The sequence below is a fragment of the Polynucleobacter rarus genome, assembly GCF_003072505.1.
GTDB lineage: Bacteria > Pseudomonadota > Gammaproteobacteria > Burkholderiales > Burkholderiaceae > Polynucleobacter > Polynucleobacter rarus.
The window spans coordinates 3,134,969-3,151,306 of record NZ_NTGB01000001.1 but is presented as its reverse complement, the minus strand read 5'-3'; the positions used below and the strand labels follow the sequence as shown (position 1 = coordinate 3,151,306).

At 40.2% G+C, this 16,338-nt stretch carries 15 protein-coding genes and 2 pseudogenes; 8 read left to right on the top strand and 9 right to left on the bottom strand.

Features of this window, described 5'->3' with window-relative positions; translation table 11 throughout:
• Positions 1-227 (top strand): annotated as a pseudogene (locus tag AOC35_RS15390) (GHMP family kinase ATP-binding protein); the annotation flags it as partial.
• Positions 227-958: a nucleotidyltransferase family protein gene (locus tag AOC35_RS15385; RefSeq protein WP_108648638.1), complete on the top strand. Its 732-nt coding sequence runs from the start codon at positions 227-229 to the stop codon at positions 956-958. The pseudogene AOC35_RS15390 and the gene AOC35_RS15385, both read left to right, overlap by 1 nt.
• Here the strand turns inward: AOC35_RS15385 and AOC35_RS15380 are convergent.
• Positions 933-1,562, bottom strand: a pseudogene (locus AOC35_RS15380) (IS4 family transposase); the annotation flags it as partial. The gene AOC35_RS15385 and the pseudogene AOC35_RS15380 sit on opposite strands and share 26 nt — an antisense overlap.
• A gap of 20 nt (positions 1,563-1,582) precedes the next feature.
• Between AOC35_RS15380 and AOC35_RS15375 the strand changes: the two are divergent.
• Positions 1,583-2,371, top strand: a complete 789-nt coding sequence (locus AOC35_RS15375) for a hypothetical protein (protein WP_108648637.1) — start codon at positions 1,583-1,585, stop codon at positions 2,369-2,371.
• 130 nt (positions 2,372-2,501) lie between these two features.
• Here AOC35_RS15375 and AOC35_RS15590 read toward each other — a convergent pair whose 3' ends face one another.
• Positions 2,502-3,704, bottom strand: a complete 1,203-nt coding sequence (locus AOC35_RS15590; RefSeq protein WP_159077626.1) for a hypothetical protein — start codon at positions 3,702-3,704, stop codon at positions 2,502-2,504.
• A gap of 153 nt (positions 3,705-3,857) precedes the next feature.
• Between AOC35_RS15590 and AOC35_RS15365 the strand changes: the two genes are divergently transcribed.
• Together AOC35_RS15365 and AOC35_RS15360 are read left to right on the top strand one after the other, a co-directional pair.
• Positions 3,858-5,063, top strand: coding sequence for a PDDEXK family nuclease (locus tag AOC35_RS15365; RefSeq protein WP_211307535.1), 1,206 nt, complete (start codon positions 3,858-3,860; stop codon positions 5,061-5,063).
• On the top strand, positions 5,060-5,473 hold the full coding sequence (locus tag AOC35_RS15360) for a hypothetical protein (RefSeq protein ID WP_108648635.1): 414 nt from the start codon (positions 5,060-5,062) through the stop codon (positions 5,471-5,473). Before AOC35_RS15365 ends, AOC35_RS15360 begins: the two co-directional genes overlap by 4 nt.
• 706 nt (positions 5,474-6,179) lie before the next feature.
• On the opposite strand, the gene rpoD is transcribed toward AOC35_RS15360, so the two are convergent.
• Entirely contained in the window at positions 6,180-8,627 is a 2,448-nt protein-coding gene (rpoD, locus tag AOC35_RS15355) for an RNA polymerase sigma factor RpoD (RefSeq protein WP_425440649.1), read from the bottom strand.
• Between rpoD and AOC35_RS15805 the strand changes: the two genes are divergently transcribed.
• Positions 8,533-9,051, top strand: a complete 519-nt coding sequence (locus AOC35_RS15805) for a hypothetical protein (protein WP_245898536.1) — start codon at positions 8,533-8,535, stop codon at positions 9,049-9,051. The genes rpoD and AOC35_RS15805 overlap by 95 nt on opposite strands.
• 214 nt (positions 9,052-9,265) lie before the next feature.
• Here the strand turns inward: AOC35_RS15805 and dnaG are convergent, their stop codons facing one another.
• The 3 genes from dnaG to rpsU form a co-directional block, all read right to left on the bottom strand.
• Entirely contained in the window at positions 9,266-11,131 is a 1,866-nt protein-coding gene (gene dnaG, locus AOC35_RS15345) for a DNA primase (RefSeq protein WP_245898535.1), read from the bottom strand.
• A 24-nt stretch (positions 11,132-11,155) separates the two neighbouring features.
• Positions 11,156-11,602 carry a GatB/YqeY domain-containing protein gene (locus AOC35_RS15340; RefSeq protein WP_108648632.1) on the bottom strand — a complete coding sequence of 149 codons (447 nt, stop codon included), beginning with the start codon at positions 11,600-11,602 and terminating at the stop codon, positions 11,156-11,158.
• 179 nt (positions 11,603-11,781) lie between these two features.
• Positions 11,782-11,994 (bottom strand): 30S ribosomal protein S21, encoded by a 213-nt coding sequence (gene rpsU / locus AOC35_RS15335; RefSeq protein ID WP_084282717.1) that lies wholly within the window; start codon positions 11,992-11,994, stop codon positions 11,782-11,784.
• Between the two features lie 60 nt (positions 11,995-12,054).
• Between rpsU and tsaD the strand changes: the two genes are divergently transcribed.
• On the top strand, positions 12,055-13,131 hold the full coding sequence (gene tsaD, locus AOC35_RS15330; protein ID WP_108648631.1) for a tRNA (adenosine(37)-N6)-threonylcarbamoyltransferase complex transferase subunit TsaD: 1,077 nt from the start codon (positions 12,055-12,057) through the stop codon (positions 13,129-13,131).
• Positions 13,132-13,144: 13 nt separating this feature from the next.
• Here tsaD and AOC35_RS15325 read toward each other — a convergent pair whose 3' ends face one another.
• Together AOC35_RS15325 and xseB are read right to left on the bottom strand one after the other, a co-directional pair.
• Entirely contained in the window at positions 13,145-14,044 is a 900-nt protein-coding gene (locus AOC35_RS15325; RefSeq protein WP_108648630.1) for a polyprenyl synthetase family protein, read from the bottom strand.
• Positions 14,044-14,271: an exodeoxyribonuclease VII small subunit gene (xseB, locus tag AOC35_RS15320; RefSeq protein ID WP_108648629.1), complete on the bottom strand. Its 228-nt coding sequence runs from the start codon at positions 14,269-14,271 to the stop codon at positions 14,044-14,046. Before xseB ends, AOC35_RS15325 begins: the two co-directional genes overlap by 1 nt.
• A 172-nt stretch (positions 14,272-14,443) precedes the next feature.
• Here xseB and AOC35_RS15315 point away from each other — a divergent pair, with 172 nt between their 5' ends.
• A complete protein-coding gene (locus AOC35_RS15315) occupies positions 14,444-15,547 on the top strand; it encodes an aromatic ring-hydroxylating oxygenase subunit alpha (protein ID WP_108648628.1) in 1,104 nt (367 codons plus the stop codon).
• A 6-nt stretch (positions 15,548-15,553) separates the two neighbouring features.
• Here the strand turns inward: AOC35_RS15315 and AOC35_RS15310 are convergent, their stop codons facing one another.
• Positions 15,554-16,327, bottom strand: a complete 774-nt coding sequence (locus AOC35_RS15310) for a ZIP family metal transporter (protein WP_108648627.1) — start codon at positions 16,325-16,327, stop codon at positions 15,554-15,556.
• Between the last annotated feature and the right edge of the window lie 11 nt (positions 16,328-16,338).

Sequence of the window (16,338 nt, the reverse complement as noted above, 5' to 3'; positions counted from 1 at the left end):
TCCACTCTACTGGGGGTATGAGCAATCAAAAAATTGATGAGTGGTATGAAATTGGAATGAAAAATGGCGCGGTTGGTGGCAAGTTGGTGGGTGCTGGAGGCGGCGGTTTTCTTATGTTCATGGCTAGTGATAGAGCAAAATTAAGAAATGCCATGGCTAATGCTGGGCTTGAGGAGGTGCGCTTTAAATTTGATTTTGAAGGCACAAAAGTGGTACTTGCCTCGTAATGTTCCCCGTAGCAATTTTAGCCGGGGGATTGGCCACCAGACTTCGGCCCATCACCACTACTATTCCCAAAGCGTTAATTCAAATTGCAAACAAGCCTTTTATTTATCATCAGCTTGAATACTTGAGTCAACAGGGCATTACTTCAGTCGTATTGTGCGTTGGTTATCTGGGTGAAATGATTGAAGATATTGTTGGGGATGGCTCTCGTTGGGGGCTCAAGGTGACTTATTCATATGACGGACCCGTTTTGCTAGGTACTGGAGGGTCGCTCAAGCAAGCCCTCTCTCTTTTGGGTGATTGCTTTTTTATTTTGTACGGCGATTCTTATCTGCCAATTAATTTTTTAAGTGTCAAAAAATCCTATCTCGAGAGTCAAAAAAAAGGGCTTATGACAATCTTAAAAAATCACAATCGTTGGGATAAGAGTAATGTTGAATTCTCAGCAGGGGTTTTGATTGAATACAGCAAGCAATCTCCACGGCCTGAAATGCATTATATCGACTACGGCCTGGGGATTTTAAGCGCTGACGTATTCAAAGACTACCCTCTAAACCAGCCCTTCGATCTATCTAAAGTTTATAATCACCTATCTCTTGAGAGGCAATTATATGGTTACGAGGTTTTTCATAGATTTTATGAGATAGGTTCTCAACAGGGCATATTAGAAGCTGAAGAATATATAAAAGCACATTACTGTCCCAACGTTAATCGAACAAATTCAATTGGTTAGCGGAGTCGAACTGAAATTGATCAGTGACGATACTGTTAAGCAGTTGATCTAATGGGATTCTTTCAAACATGGTTAAGCTCAAGATCTGTAATAGTTGATAGAGACTGGCCTTTAAGTTGAGTCGTTTTTTGACGATCGCTACTAGAACATAAACGCTGATCGAAATCCAGATTTGCGACTTGACGGCGTTCTCGGAGGTACCATAAAAGTTCTTGATACGCAGATGTTGTTTGATCCATTTGAAGAATAGCTCGACTTGCCAACGGCACTTGTAAAGTTGGGCAATCGTCAAAGCTGGTAATCCGAAGTTGTTGGTTAAGAAGATCAGTGTCTTGTTGGTTTGTGGGTCTTTGTAACGAATTCTGCGAAGCGGGAGTTCGTAATCTTGCTGTGAGTAAAACCCGGTGAGAATAACGGTCTGATCGCAGACGAGTCCCGTCGTGCGATCGACTGGCCGCGAGTATCGCCGTTGTATCTTGAGATTGCTTTTGCCTCGAATGACGAAGAAGGCACCGCTTTGGTGAAACTGGTGCAGCCGAGTAAAGTCGAGATAGCCACGATCCATCACATAAAAAGCCCCAGCTTCTGGGATGAGCTGATCGAGGGATCAAAAAAGTAATGCTTATGTTGGTATTTTTAATTTATTTACCAACAGCAATCGCTCAGAAAAAAAACCTATCACCTAAAATTCAGTTCGATTATGCATTGAACTTAAAAGTCGATTTTAAGCAACGGGAGGCAATTCTTAAAAAGAATGGTGAAGAACCGGATGTATACGAGAAAGCATTAAGTTTCATATCGGGATCAGTTCATGCCGCAGATATTACTGACATTGTGGAGATCGGTACCACAAAGTACCAAATTAATTCAACAGGAACACTGAACTCTACCTTGAACTTTGCATTACAAGGGCAAAAGCTGATCAGACAGTCCTCTGGGATTGTGACGAAAAATGGACTTGCAACCCTCAATTACAACGAAAAAAGAGGCAACACCGGGCTGTTGCAGGCAAAAGTAAATACGAAAACTAGACAAGTGGTTTTTGAAAGCGATAGTACACAAGTTGGCGCAGAATCACTGAATGGTAATTTGTTAGATTTATTGAGCGTCATGTATAACCTCATTGGACACAATATATCCAGTAAACAATCCACTTATTACGTGACAGACTCTAAATCATTGAAGCGCTACACCCTTAATAAGGCAGAATTATGGGACTTTCCATTTAATGGAGAGAAGGTAAAAGCATTTCGTTATTTCAAATCAACGACCAATGATGATCATACGACACTTGAAATTTGGTTGACAGAAAAAGAAAATATTCCATTGAGAATGGTTGTTGGTTTGGGAGAGCGTTACGGTGCTACCATTCAGGTGGATCTCAAGAAAATACCAGTAATATTTGCAAATTAGGCTTTACTGAAAACCATCAACTCAGAAGTATGAAAGAAGATGATGACCTTCAGCCTCGATCAGCTTTCTAGTATTAGCTCCACGTAGCTGCTTTATGGCCTGTATTACTTGTAAATGGCTGTAGTGACGCTCAATCATTAAGACGCTTGTACCCATCTGCTTGGCCAGTGTGTGAATTTGGTACACGGTCATGGGTCAAGCTCAAGGTTGCGTAGGTGTGTCTGAGGCTATAAAATACATGCTTCTGATTGGTCTTGGGATCTATCAACAAGTTATGGTCTGCTAAGAAACTATCAAACATGTGATTGAGTACATCACTCATATCTCGACCCTCTCGGGTTCTAAAGATATAGTCATCATTAGTGGGCTTGATGAATTCGGCTAGAGGATCTTTAATTGAGCTAGCCAGTCCGTAGTTCCTCATAGCTATTCGCTCAAGTACTCTGATACTGGGTAAGCGCCGAATGATCTGCCGTTGTCCTGTTTTACCTTTCACAGTCATCTCATAACTGCGGTTTAGGCTATGTACTTCAATTGCCTCACCCTCTTTATCCAGTTGTCCTGTTACTGTACTTATAGGGTTCATCATGAAACGGATCTGTCGCCATTTCATGTTGAGCAGCTCAATGCCCGGTCTTGTCCCAGTATCCACTAACATCTCTACATAGTCCCTAAGTATTTCTCTGCGTTCTCTGACATCACGGGTTCTGCTAGATTCTATATATGGGCCTAGATTCTTCAATAGTGCTTTAAGCTCATGCAGTTCAAATGCTGGTCTGCGTTCTCCTACTTTGGTCTTGCCATCCAGTTTGGGTCGGTTGCTTTCAGTCAAATAACCTCTCACGATGGCTTCATCAAACACTCGGTTGAAAGCAGCATTCTGAGTCTTACGATGAGTATTGGATATAGCTACACCATAGCGTTCTTCGCGATCTCGGTAGTATTGCTCTAGTGCGTCATAGTCAATATTGGTAATAAGCCTCTGACCAAGACTGGGGATGAAATGTTCCCGAATGATACGTATGTAGTCTTTGAAGATAACTTTACCCAAGCCACCATTTAGGTCGCGTTCCATACGGTCAATTGCTAGTTCTGCGATGTCTTTGAATCTTTTAGTCACTACTGGAATACCTGATCGATGGCGGATCTCAGCTTCGATTAATAGTTCTTTGGCTCTAGTTACCGCTAGATCAAATTTGATCTCTTTGGTAGTGGCTCGTAACCATTTGTTAGCTACCTTATAGCGACATTGCCATACTTGACTGTGCTCGCGTTGATATAGAGTTAGGTTACGGTGGATCAGTTGATGTGTGGTTTCTTTCTTGGTTGTCATACTACTACTTTAGCTTCTGACCACCAGTTTGGACAACCTGATTGGAGGAATTTGTGGGGTCAATTTAGCCAAAATATTTGTGGCTAGTTATAGGGGAGAATGGAGAGTTTACGAGGGTAAGCGTTACTTAAAGTAACGCTTAGGTCTTAGAATATGAATATGACTACTAAATCAGCTCATAACAAATATTGGACAAAAGAACTAGTCCTGGCTGAGGCTCGCAAATATCAAACTCGTAGTCAATGGAAAGCAAATGCTTTAGGCTCCTATAAAGCGGCTATACGAGAAAAATGGCTTGAAGAGGCTGCAAGTCATATGAAAGTGGTCAAAATAAATTGGACTTTAAGCTCACTCAAAGCTAATGCTGCACAATATTCAAGCAGATCGGAATGGAAAGAGGATTATCCAGGAGCATACAAAGCAGCAATGACTAGAAATTTACTTGATGAAGTATGTTCGCATATGACCCAAGGAAAAAAGCCAAACGGATACTGGACAAAGGAAAAGGTTCTTGAAAGTGCTAGAAAATTTCCTTCAATTGCTGCTTGGAACGCTGAGGAAGTGACTGCTTACAATATAGCAAAAAAGAACGGCTGGATAATAGAAGCAACGGCACATATGAATGCGCTAGCAATGCCTATTGGGCCTTCAATTATTCACCAGTTTCTAATGAGCCACGATATTGAATATGAGGCCGAGAAAAGATTTAAGAACCATCCAGAAGTGGCTAGTAAACCATTTGACTTTTATCTACCAATGTTTAATCTAATTATTGAATATCACGGTAAGCAGCATAATAATGGCTGGAGAGATGATCCAAAGAGTAAAGCCGAAATTCAAGCTAATGACAAGATTAAAAAGGATTGGGCTAAGCGCCAAAAGATAAACTTTTTAGAAATTTGCGTTTGGGAAGTTAAAAAATCAGATGAAATAGGTGACCTTATTTTGCAAACTTTATTGAGCATTACAAAAAGGTCAAAACAAACTTTTGAATTAAAGCATAGAGAGCTTACAAAGACCGAATTAAAGAAAGTTCAGAGTGGACTCGCCTTCGACGAAGAAACAGTTTTAGAAGAAGCTAAGAAATACAAAACCCGCTCTGAATGGATGAAAGGGTCATCTAAAACGTATAGATTTGCTCTGGCTCACGGCTTAGCTGACTTAGCTACTAAGCATATGACCTTTGTTACCGAACATGGCAAGTGGACCAAAGAGAACATTATTCAAAGTGCTAAAAAATATACAAAGCAAGCTGAATGGCGTGCTAATGAATCAAGCGCCTATGCCATCGCACACAGAAAAGGTTGGCTTGCTGAAGCTACAGCACATATGGTCAAAGGAAGAATTATTAAACAATGACTGCTTTTTATTTTCCAATTACCGAAGATCAGCTCCTGAAGTACGGGAACTTTTTATATGCCAACATTAAAAATGCAAGTCATCTACTTTATAAAAAGGTATTAATTAGAGGGCAAGAAGCTGCCCCAAACAACTGTCACGACAATGCTAGATTTTTTGTAGAAGAAAATCCTGGCCATAAGTATCAAGATGGGTGGCTTTGCATAATTGGTGAAGGCTCACCATTGGCTATGTTTGCGGCCCATACCGTAGTTATAGATTCAGCAGGAAATTATTTTGATGTAACTCCAGTTTTCTCATTGGATCCAAGGCCATTTCTACCATCTAACATTGATGAAGATTCTTTTGCCGAACTTATTCAGTATTTGTTTGCCACAAGAAATTCAAGCGTGTTTAGTGTGAATATATAAAAGAAAAACCCCCACCATTTCTAGTGAGGGTTTTTTATTGGTGGGCCGTCAGGGACTTGAACCCCGGACCAAAGGATTATGCTTACTACTACAGTTTTCACTGCCTGTTTCCAGTTTGTAGTCTGGACTGTCTCTTGTCTTTACGACCTACCCGTACAGTCTCTACACCTTCCCTTTATTGCTAAAGGGCTTGGCTCGGGATTACCACGCTTTACAGCACAGGCTTCCCCGAATTTGAGTAGTTCTACATGCCAGCAGAGCTAACTTGCTCACATGCAACCCATTCACTGTCGACCATGGCTTGTGCTTTAGGTCGACCGTACTTAAGTCCTCTGCTCTAACCAACTGAGCTAACGGCCCGAAACTTTTCGGGTACTGCAACTTCTCAACTACTTTTTTACTTCAAAACCACACAAAACCGCTATTTACTACACACCATGAAAAACCTTACGGTGTGTAGTTGGTGTGTAGTGTTTTTTCAGCACCTCCACCACCACTAACCTATTGAAATCATTACGATTTCTACTGCTAGGACTCATGGTTAAGTCCATTATGAGTCCTCTGCTCTAACCAACTGAGCTAACGGCCCAAAACTTTTGGGCAATACAAACTACTTTTTTACCGCGTTATAGTTTAAAACCTAACTAAAACCAAGCAAGCAAAATGGGTTTTAACCACAATGCTTATTTACCCGGAATTGCTAGGCTTATTCGTCTTCGAGGAAGGTTTTTAATTTATCGCTTCGACTTGGATGACGCATCTTACGAAGTGCCTTCGCTTCAATCTGACGAATACGCTCACGTGTAACGTCAAACTGTTTACCAACCTCTTCGAGAGTATGGTCAGTGCTCATTTCGATACCAAAACGCATTCTCAATACCTTAGCTTCCCTTGGTGTTAATGAATCCAAGATATCCTTCACTACATCACGCATTGAGTCATGCAAAGCAGCTTCAGCTGGTGCTAAGGTATTGCCGTCTTCAATAAAGTCACCCAAATGTGAGTCATCATCATCACCAATTGGTGTTTCCATTGAGATAGGCTCTTTAGCAATCTTCATAATCTTACGAATCTTGTCTTCAGGAATCTCCATCTTCAATGCAAGTGTTGCTGCATCTGGTTCGATACCAGTTTCTTGAAGAATCTGACGGCTAATACGATTCATCTTATTAATCGTTTCAATCATATGCACTGGAATACGAATCGTTCTGGCTTGGTCAGCAATCGATCTTGTGATTGCCTGACGAATCCACCAAGTTGCATAAGTAGAAAACTTGTAGCCACGGCGGTATTCAAACTTATCAACCGCCTTCATTAAACCGATATTGCCCTCTTGGATTAAATCCAAGAACTGCAAACCACGATTGGTATATTTTTTAGCAATCGAAATTACAAGTCGAAGGTTAGCGACCGTCATTTCACGCTTCGCTTCACGCGCACGCTTTTCACCAGCAGTCATCTGTTTATGAACATTTTTAAGTTCAGTTAACGGAATAACTACAGAGTTTTTAATATTCAATAACTTTTGTTGAAGTTCTTGAATCGCAGGAACATTTCTTTCAAGCAATGCACGATAAGGTTTATCTTCATTGATGAGCTTATCAGTCCAGCTTAAGTCCATACTGTAATTTGGCAAATCATTAAGGACATCGCTACGATTCACGCCAATCTTATCAACTAAGATATTTACCAAAGCGCGCTCAGTTGCCATGACATCATGGTATTGGGAGCGGATTGTGTCACATAAACGTTCGACACTTTTAGCGGTAAATCTAAAACCTAATAACTCGTTACGGATAATAGTTTGTGCTTTTTCATAGTTCGGAGAGTTATAGCCCTCTTTTTCAACAGCACGGCGCATTTTCTCAAATTGAGTTCGAATGATCGCAAATTTATCTAAAGATAAGCGCTTTAATTCTTCTAACTGTTTGGCAGAAGCTGCATTAGCGGCTGCACCGCCACCACCGCCCTCTTCTTCATCTTCTTCATCTACCTCTAATTCATCATCAATCTCTAATTCGTCTACTGGACTAACCGTCATCGGAATATCTTCAGCATTCGGATCGACTAAACCGTCAACAAAATCATCCACTTGAATAATGTTGTTAATAATTTGTTCTGATGATTCAATAATTTCTGAAATCGTTACAGGACAAGCCGATAGGGCCATCAACATATCTTTGAGGCCAGCCTCAATTTTTTTGGCAATGACAATTTCTTTTTCTCTTGTAAGAAGATCAACTGTTCCCATTTCACGCATATACATACGCACAGGATCTGTTGTTCTTCCAAACTCAGAATCCACAGCACCCAAAGCTGCTTCAGCCTCTTCCTCAGCTTCTTCATCTGAGGATCCAGTGATCGCATTTTCATTTAAAATCAATGTTTCAGCATCAGGCGCTTGCTCGTAAATCATAATGCCAATATCACTAAGCAAGGCAATGAGAGTTTCTAATGAGTCGGTATCAGACAATTCATCAGACATCAAATCATTGATTTCTCCATAGGTTAAATACCCTCTGGATTTACCCATTTTAATGAGTGTTTTCAATCTTGATCGACGCAACTCTAACTGCTCTTCACTACCTAAACGCGTATTATTAAAGTCCTGCAAAATTTGCTTTTCTTTTGCTTTACGTTCGCGATTTTTTTGTCGTTCGGTTCTGACTTCAGAGCCCGGTTCAATCAAAGGTTTTGGTTTTGGCTTCCTACCCCTAGTCTTTTTGACAGGCTGTTCTAGACTTAAATCAACCACACCAGATTCTTCAGACACTGCGTCGACCACAAGTTCAGGCACGACGATAAACTCTTCGACCTTTTCATTAGTTGCCGGAACCGCTTTCGGTAAAGCGGCTTTGACTGACTTCTTAACTTCATTTTGTTTTTTTGCTGGAGTCTTTTTAACATCCTCAACAGCTATTACTTTTTTCGAAACTACAATTTTTCCAGAAGCAGATTTTGTGGCTACTTTTTTAACTACTTCTTTAGCTAAAGGCTTTGTATTTGTTGAATTTTTGGTTGTTGATACAGTCGATTTTTTTGGACTATTTTGATTTTGCTTGGTTGGAATAACTTTTTTTGGAGTTGTTTCTTTCACTGACTTTACACTTTTTTCTATTTTAATTGTTTTAACTGAATTCTTTGCTTTAGCAATTTCTTTAACAGGCGTTTTTGTATTTGAAGCGCTTTTTAAAATAGACTTAACAGCAGGTTTAGCAATACTTTTCGTAGAAGCTTTAGGTGCTGGTTTTGGTGCTACTTTAGTAACCGGTTTGTTAATAACTTTGGATGCAACTTTAATTGCAACCTTGGTTGTTGCTTTAGGTGTTGATTTTACAACTGTCTTTTGGGCTGGTTTTGAGGCAGTCTTGCTTACAGGTTTAGTCATGACCTTCCCTGCAGTCTTAGCTACTGTTTTAGAAACTACAACCTTAGCTTTGGTTTTAGTTTCTGCTTTCAGAGTTGTTTTCTTTGGTGCAACTTTTGCGGGAGTTGCTTTTTTTGACAACACATTTTTAGAAGGTGTTTTTTTAACGGGTATGGTCTTTGGCATATTCGCTCTAGATGTTAAAAAATGAAAAAAACTAATTTATAACTACTTAATTTTGTAACTACCTAATGCGTCGTTAGTAGCAATAATGTCTGAGGTCAGTATTACAGAACCTCAGTAGCCGATTTATGTAATTTCGATGTTCTAAAACATTTTGATAGCCTTTTATTGTACCTCAAAAACGCTCACTTTTGATACGTAATTCAAAAAAAATCCTTAAGTCTCCCAAATTAGTGTGGAAGTTAAGCATTTTTAAGTAACATTCCTAGCTCTCTGTATCGAGTCAAATCTTCAGGAGTATTGATTGCTTTACTAATGCGCTCCGAAATTTCCTGCATTTCTAACTTGATCATATCCTTATGGATGTTTTTGAGAGCACCTTGTATATGGATGTTTGCATCCTCAAAGGTAAATTCTGTTTCAAGGAGTTTTCTAAGCAATGTGTTGTAAGCTGAAGCATACTCTGATTGACTCAATACATTTTGAAAGGAAGAGAAATTACTATCTTCAGGTTCTAGTCTGCATAAGTCGATTAAATCTTTCATAATTGCACCCGCTTGCTTCGTTCTGTTTGAAGCAATATAAATTAAGTCAGTAGCCTCTTGAGCACTTAATTTCTTTCCTAACTGAGGGTATTGGATGAGTAGTTTAATGATTTGAATCGGTAAATCTGAAGGAGTAATCGGTTTTTGTTTTGCTAAATTTTCTAAAGCCCGAAGATCTGACTTTTTTTGCCAATCATTGCTTTTTTGGTTCGTTTTAGGCTGTAACGGCTTGATGGGAACTTCTTGAACAGTGGTTGAAGGTATGCCATAAAATTGTTCCAACTCTATTTGCGTTGCTCCCAACCTGCGTGCTAACTCCCTCAATATTTGGACTCTCAAGGCAATTGCAGGCATTTTTTTAAAATATTGCTTTGCTTCACTTTGCGCTTGTGCCCTGCCCTCGGCAGTTTTCCAATCGATGTCCTCACCAATTACCTGTATAAAAAATAGAGAAAGGGGCATTGATTTTTCAACTTCTTCTTTAAATGCCTCCGCGCCATTCTCACGCACAAAGCTATCTGGATCATGTTCTTTAGGTAAAAATAAGAAACGAATCTCTTTTTCGTCTGACAACAAAGGTATGCAGGCTTCAAAAGCCCTTTTAGCAGCTCTAACGCCAGCTGCATCTCCATCAAAAGAAAAAATTACCTTATCGGTATGCTTCAAAAGTAATTGCACATGGGTTTCAGTACAGGCTGTACCTAAAGTTGCAACTGCATTAGGAAACCCTAGTTGAGCTAATGCTACAACGTCCATATAGCCCTCACAAACTAGCGTATAGGACATTTCACGAATAAATTTTCTAGCTTCAAACAGTCCATAAAGGGTCATCCCCTTTTTAAAGAGTGGGGTTTCTGGAGAGTTCAAATACTTCGGCTCTCCTTTATCAATCACTCGACCGCCGAAGCCAATCACTTGACCTTTTAAATTTCGGATGGGAAACATAATTCGATCCCGAAAGCGATCGTAGCGCTTGACTGCTGACTTCGCATCCCCCTCGGATTGAATCAAGAGTCCAACTTCGGCTAAGGTGTTAGCTACTTCAGTTTGGGTATATGAACCGAACACAGCTTCTAAATTCTGCCAAGCATCTGGAACAGATCCAATACCAAATCTTAGAGCTACCTCTCCAGACAGTCCTCGATTAATTAAATAGTTTTTTGAACGCTGATCTTTCTTTAAATTTTCTTTAAAGAAGTTCGCCGCTTTTTCCATTGCCTCAAATAATCTAGAGCTCAATTGTTGATTGAGTGGCGAATTTATTGCAACTGTCTCTTTCGGCACAGTTAAACCCACCCCCTGGGCTAACTCCTCAATTGCATCCGTAAATGTTAAGCCAGCGTATTCCATCAAAAAACTAATGGCTGAACCGTGAGCCCCGCAACCGAAGCAATGATAGAACTGCTTTGTTTCAGAAACAGAAAAGGATGGAGATTTCTCCTGGTGAAAGGGACATAATCCTTGTAAATTTGACCCCGATTTTTTTAAAGTTACAGACTTACCAACCACGTCAACAATATCAACGCGACTGAGCAACTCATCAATAAATGCTCTAGGAATCAATGAACCAATTTCCTTGTGATTTTCTTACTTTTGGAGCGCTGCTTTGACTAATCCCGAAACTTTACCCATGTCGGCCTTGCCGGCTAATAAAGGTTTGAGCAAACTAATAACTTTACCCATATCTTGAGGGCCGGTGGCACCAGACTCAGCTACCGCATTCTGTACCGCCGTCATCACTTCTTCTTCAGATAATTGCGCTGGTAAATAAAGTTCAAGCACTTTCATTTCTTGCGTTTCATTCGCTACCAAATCTTCCCTAGCAGCCAATTGAAATTGGGCAATAGAATCTTTTCGTTGCTTAATCATTTTTTCTACAATGGCAATAATGTGGGCATCCGTAATTTCGATGCGCTCATCGACTTCTTTTTGCTTCATTGCCGCCATTAAAAGACGAATAGTACCTAACTTATGGGTGTCTTTATCCCTCATTGCTTGTTTCATCTCAGCACTAATTTGTTCTTTTAAGCTCATAGATTCCTCTAAAAAATTCCGATTGATTAGTAACTATATTACTAAATGAAAATTATGGTTATTATTGTTAGTCTGAAAAAATAGGAAAACCCGCTGTGAATATCATCAGCGGGTTTTTATACTGAACTTATTACTACAGTGGGACTTAACCCCAATGAGATAAGTAAGAACTCAGTAAATTAATATAATTTTTTAGGGAGCATTTGGCTACGGATACGCTTGTAATGGCGTTTCGCAGCAGCGGCTTTTTTACGCTTACGCTCAGCAGTTGGCTTCTCGTAAAACTCACGAGCGCGTAAATCTGTTAATAAACCGTTTTTTTCAATAGTGCGTTTAAAACGACGTAATGCAACTTCAAAGGGCTCGTTCTCACGAAGACGAATAGTAGTCATGCGTTAAAAATCTCTGTAAATAATTTCAAGAATATGATTGTATCATGAGAAAATTAGAAAATGTATACTCTTGGCATAGAAACTTCTTGTGATGAGACCGGTATTGCGGTCTATGACTCCCAATTTTGGGAAAATAACCAATCTCCGCACCTAGGAATACTGGGGCAATCACTCTATTCGCAAGTCAAAATGCATGAAGAATATGGTGGTGTGGTCCCTGAGTTAGCTTCTAGGGATCATGTTAAACGGATTTTGCCCTTGATTCAATCTTGCTTAGAAGAATCTAAGCTCAGTATTTCCCAAATTGATAATATTGCTTATACGAAAGGTCCAGGTCTAGCTGGTGCCTTATTAGTCGGCTCATCTGTGGCTAAAGGTTTGGCTTTTGCACTGAATAAGAAAAGTATCGGCATCCATCATTTAGAAGGTCATTTACTTTCACCGCTTCTTTCCGAGCGTTTTCAAGAAACTGATCCGAAAAACTTCTTTCCGTTCTTGGCTTTACTTGTATCAGGTGGTCATACTCAAATTATGATGGTAAAAGCGATTGGTGATTACTCCATCCTCGGCGAAACCTTGGACGATGCGGTAGGAGAAGCATTTGATAAAACAGCGAAATTACTGAACTTACCTTACCCTGGTGGACCTGAAGTTTCAAAATTGGCTCAAACCAGCACCACCAATCGATTTAAACTGCCAAGACCATTGATTCACTCAAAAAATTTAGACTTTTCTTTTGCGGGTTTGAAAACTGCGGTACTTACTCAAATCAAGCAGGCTGAAAAAGAACAGATTGAATTAGATGCTTCTTTCAAAGCTGACTTAGCGAGGGCCTTCGTAGAAGCGACCGTCGATGTGCTACAAAGTAAAGTGGAATTCGCCATGCGTCAAACTAACTGCTTTCGTCTAGTTGTTGCGGGTGGAGTAGGCGCAAATATTCAACTGAGAGAAAAACTATCGGAATTAACGGGTAAATTACCACAGTGTGAAATTCTCTATCCCCCAACCCATTTATGCACGGATAACGGTGTGATGATTGCCTTTGCTGCGAGCTTAAGAATTTTAGAAAACAAGCAGGCATTTGATACCTCAAACGCCTTTGATGTGCTACCAAGATGGTCCCTAGAGAAAATCTAAGGACCCTAGGACATCAAGAACTGCGTTGAAAAGCCCAATAGGCGATGCGTCGCAGTGGCTCAGCTTCCTCACCAAAATGGCTGATGTGTCTAATTGCAGAATGCAACAAATCTTCGGCATAGGATTGTGCTTGCGCAAGGCCCATAAAACTAACAAAAGTCGGTTTATTATTTTGAGCATCTTTGCCAGCTGTTTTACCAAGGGTCTCAGAATTCTGAGTAGCATCTAAGATATCATCGGTAACCTGAAAACCTAAGCCAACATCGTTCGCAAATTGATCTAACGATTTTTTATCTGCCTCACTTAGTGATGCCATGATGGTACCCAACCGAATGGCAGTCCTTAGTAAGGCACCCGTTTTCAACTGATGCATTTGAATTAATTGTTCTAAACTCAGAATAAGCCCAACATTTGCCAAGTCAATTGCTTGTCCGCCACACATGCCGTGTACCCCAGCACTGAAACTCAACTCTTTGATCAAGTCGATTTTCACTTGCAGATCAGCGTCTAATTCACTAAGCATTTGGAAAGAGAGTGTTTGTAATGCATCGCCAACTAATAATGCGGTTGCCTCGTCATAAACTTTGTGCGTAGTCGGTTTACCACGTCGAAAATCATCGTTATCCATGGCGGGTAAGTCATCATGCACCAAAGAGTAAGTATGTATTAACTCGAGTGCCATTGCCACTTGATCAACTACAGTTGAGGCAGTAAGTAACTTCACTTGCGGACTAGCTAATTCGTAAGTGGCATAAACAATCAATGGGCGAATTCTTTTGCCACCGGCTAATACTGCGTAGGACATCGCACTTTCCAAACGTTCGACACCTACTAACCCAGAGGGAGTAACCGTCTTTAGCGCAACCTCAATCCGCTCAAGATGCCTTGAGTGCCAATCTTTCCAATCTAACATTAATTTTCCTCGGAGATTTTAATTTGCTGTTCCACTTGTACTAAGAGAGATTGGCAATGTTTAATTAACTCAGATCCTCTTTTGTAAGAGCTCAGCGTTTCCTCGAGAGATAATTTACCAGACTCCATATCAGCAATCAGTTTTTCAAGTTCACTGACTGCTTTTTCGTAATTGACTGTTTCAATCGAATTTTTTGGATTATCAGTAGATGTTTTAGCAGTTGGCATATTTATATCAATTCAATATTAGTTAATTATCCTAACAGGAAAATTAGGCAAATTCTAGACTTCGAATACAAGTTAAATTATAATAGTAGATTCCTTTCCAATATCGACATGTCGATGGTTGGATTGGTTATTCCGCTTAGCTTCGGCTGACTTTTTTTCGGGGGTGGGGAGAATGACTAATCTGGCTACCGCGCAGCAACTTGCGCCGTCCAATTTACAATTACCAGTAAGCGCCTACTTTGACGCTGAATTATTTCAAAAAGAACTTCGGTTGCTTTTTGCGCAGGGCCCTAACTATGTAGGGCATGAACTCATGGTTCCCGAGATCGGGAGCTATCAAACCTTGCGCAACGAAAATGAAGGTCGCGTTTTGGTGCGTAATGAAACTGGTATCGAACTCTTGTCCAATGTTTGTCGACATCGTCAAGCCATCATGCTCAATGGTCGTGGTCACGTTCAAAACATTACTTGCCCTTTGCATCGCTGGACCTACGACCTAAATGGTGAATTATTAGGTGCCCCCCACTTTGGGGATAATCCTTGCCTAAATCTAAATAAGAGTCCATTGCAAAATTGGCAAGGACTTCTATTTAACGGCAAGCGAGACGTCTATAAAGATCTTGCCAACTTAGGGGTAAAAGACCAATTAAATTTTGATGGTTACTTATTGGATCATGTTGAGATACATGACTGTAACTACAACTGGAAAACATTTATTGAAGTCTATCTTGAGGATTATCACGTTGGTCCATTCCATCCAGGACTAGGTCAATTTGTAACCTGTGATGATTTATCGTGGGAATTTGGTAATTGGCATAGTGTTCAAACGGTTGGTCTTAATAATCAACTCAAAAAACCTGGTTCCTCCGTTTATTCAAAATGGCACGAAGCGGTTTTAAGGCATCACAAAGGAAAACTGCCAAAATTTGGGGCGATTTGGTTAACCTACTATCCGAATGTGATGGTCGAGTGGTACCCTGGCGTTTTGTGTATTTCAACCCTTCAACCAATTAGTCCAACCCAAACAAGAAATGTTGTTGAATTCTACTATCCAGAAGAAATCGTTTGGTTTGAGCGAGAGTTTATCGAGGCTGAACGCGCCGCTTACATGGAAACATGTATTGAGGATGATGAAATTGCCCACCGCATGGATGCAGGTCGTGCAGCACTATTAGCTAGAGGTGAAAATGAGGTTGGACCTTATCAAAGCCCAATGGAGGACGGCATGCAGCATTTTCATGAATGGTATCGAAATACCCTAAATCAAAAGATCTAAATTTTTTTATGTCAAAAAGGAGAGGCTTAAAACTAAAGCCACTCCTAACAAAATCAAACTAATTTGTTTTAAAGATTCCTTTAATTGAAACCTCCGGTGCATTTGTGGCATGAGATCACTGACCGCAATATAGATGAAGTTGCTTGATGCAAAAACCATTAGATAGGGGATTAACTTTGCAGAGTCCTCTAAATAAAAATATCCTATCAATCCTCCGATGGTAGATAAAAGACCGCAAATAGAGTTATAAATTAAAGCGCGAATCTTTGAAAAGCCTGCATTTAATAAGACCATGAAATTCCCAATTTCTTGAGGTATTTCATGGGCAATAATGGCGATTGCTGTCAAAATTCCAATTCCAGGATTGGCAATAAAGGCGGCAGCGATCAGAATTCCATCGACAAAATTATGTAGGCCGTCACCTACTAATATCATCCAGCCACTCTTCCCCGCATTTTCTGCATCGTGACCATGATGATGATCGTGTCCATCTCCCTCATGGTGATGGTTATGTCTTAATAAAGCGATTTTTTCGAGGACAAAGAAAAATAAGATGCCAGCCAATAAAAAAGAAAATAAGGTGGCAGCAGAGACTCCAGGGGCTTCGAAAGCTTCTGGCAAGGAGTGCAAAAACGCCGTTGCCAACAAAATCCCTACAGAAAAACTAACCATGTTTTCAACAATCTTGGTCAGGAATTTAAAGGATAGTGTGGCAGCAATCGTAATACTTACTACGCCAGCAGCAATGGTTGCTAATGAAATTGAAAATAAAATGGACATGGTTAATTAGT

Bases quoted from the DNA above. Each gene is read 5' to 3' on its own strand.
- AOC35_RS15385 (WP_108648638.1), top strand. From the start codon at position 227: ATGTTCCCCGTAGCAATTTTAGCCGGGGGATTGGCCACCAGACTTCGG.
- AOC35_RS15375 (WP_108648637.1), top strand. From the start codon at position 1,583: ATGTTGGTATTTTTAATTTATTTACCAACAGCAATCGCTCAGAAAAAA.
- AOC35_RS15590 (WP_159077626.1), bottom strand. From the start codon at position 3,704: ATGACAACCAAGAAAGAAACCACACATCAACTGATCCACCGTAACCTA.
- AOC35_RS15365 (WP_211307535.1), top strand. From the start codon at position 3,858: ATGAATATGACTACTAAATCAGCTCATAACAAATATTGGACAAAAGAA.
- AOC35_RS15360 (WP_108648635.1), top strand. From the start codon at position 5,060: ATGACTGCTTTTTATTTTCCAATTACCGAAGATCAGCTCCTGAAGTAC.
- AOC35_RS15340 (WP_108648632.1), bottom strand. From the start codon at position 11,602: ATGAGCTTAAAAGAACAAATTAGTGCTGAGATGAAACAAGCAATGAGG.
- rpsU (WP_084282717.1), bottom strand. From the start codon at position 11,994: ATGACTACTATTCGTCTTCGTGAGAACGAGCCCTTTGAAGTTGCATTA.
- tsaD (WP_108648631.1), top strand. From the start codon at position 12,055: ATGTATACTCTTGGCATAGAAACTTCTTGTGATGAGACCGGTATTGCG.
- AOC35_RS15325 (WP_108648630.1), bottom strand. From the start codon at position 14,044: ATGTTAGATTGGAAAGATTGGCACTCAAGGCATCTTGAGCGGATTGAG.
- xseB (WP_108648629.1), bottom strand. From the start codon at position 14,271: ATGCCAACTGCTAAAACATCTACTGATAATCCAAAAAATTCGATTGAA.
- AOC35_RS15315 (WP_108648628.1), top strand. From the start codon at position 14,444: ATGACTAATCTGGCTACCGCGCAGCAACTTGCGCCGTCCAATTTACAA.
- AOC35_RS15310 (WP_108648627.1), bottom strand. From the start codon at position 16,327: ATGTCCATTTTATTTTCAATTTCATTAGCAACCATTGCTGCTGGCGTA.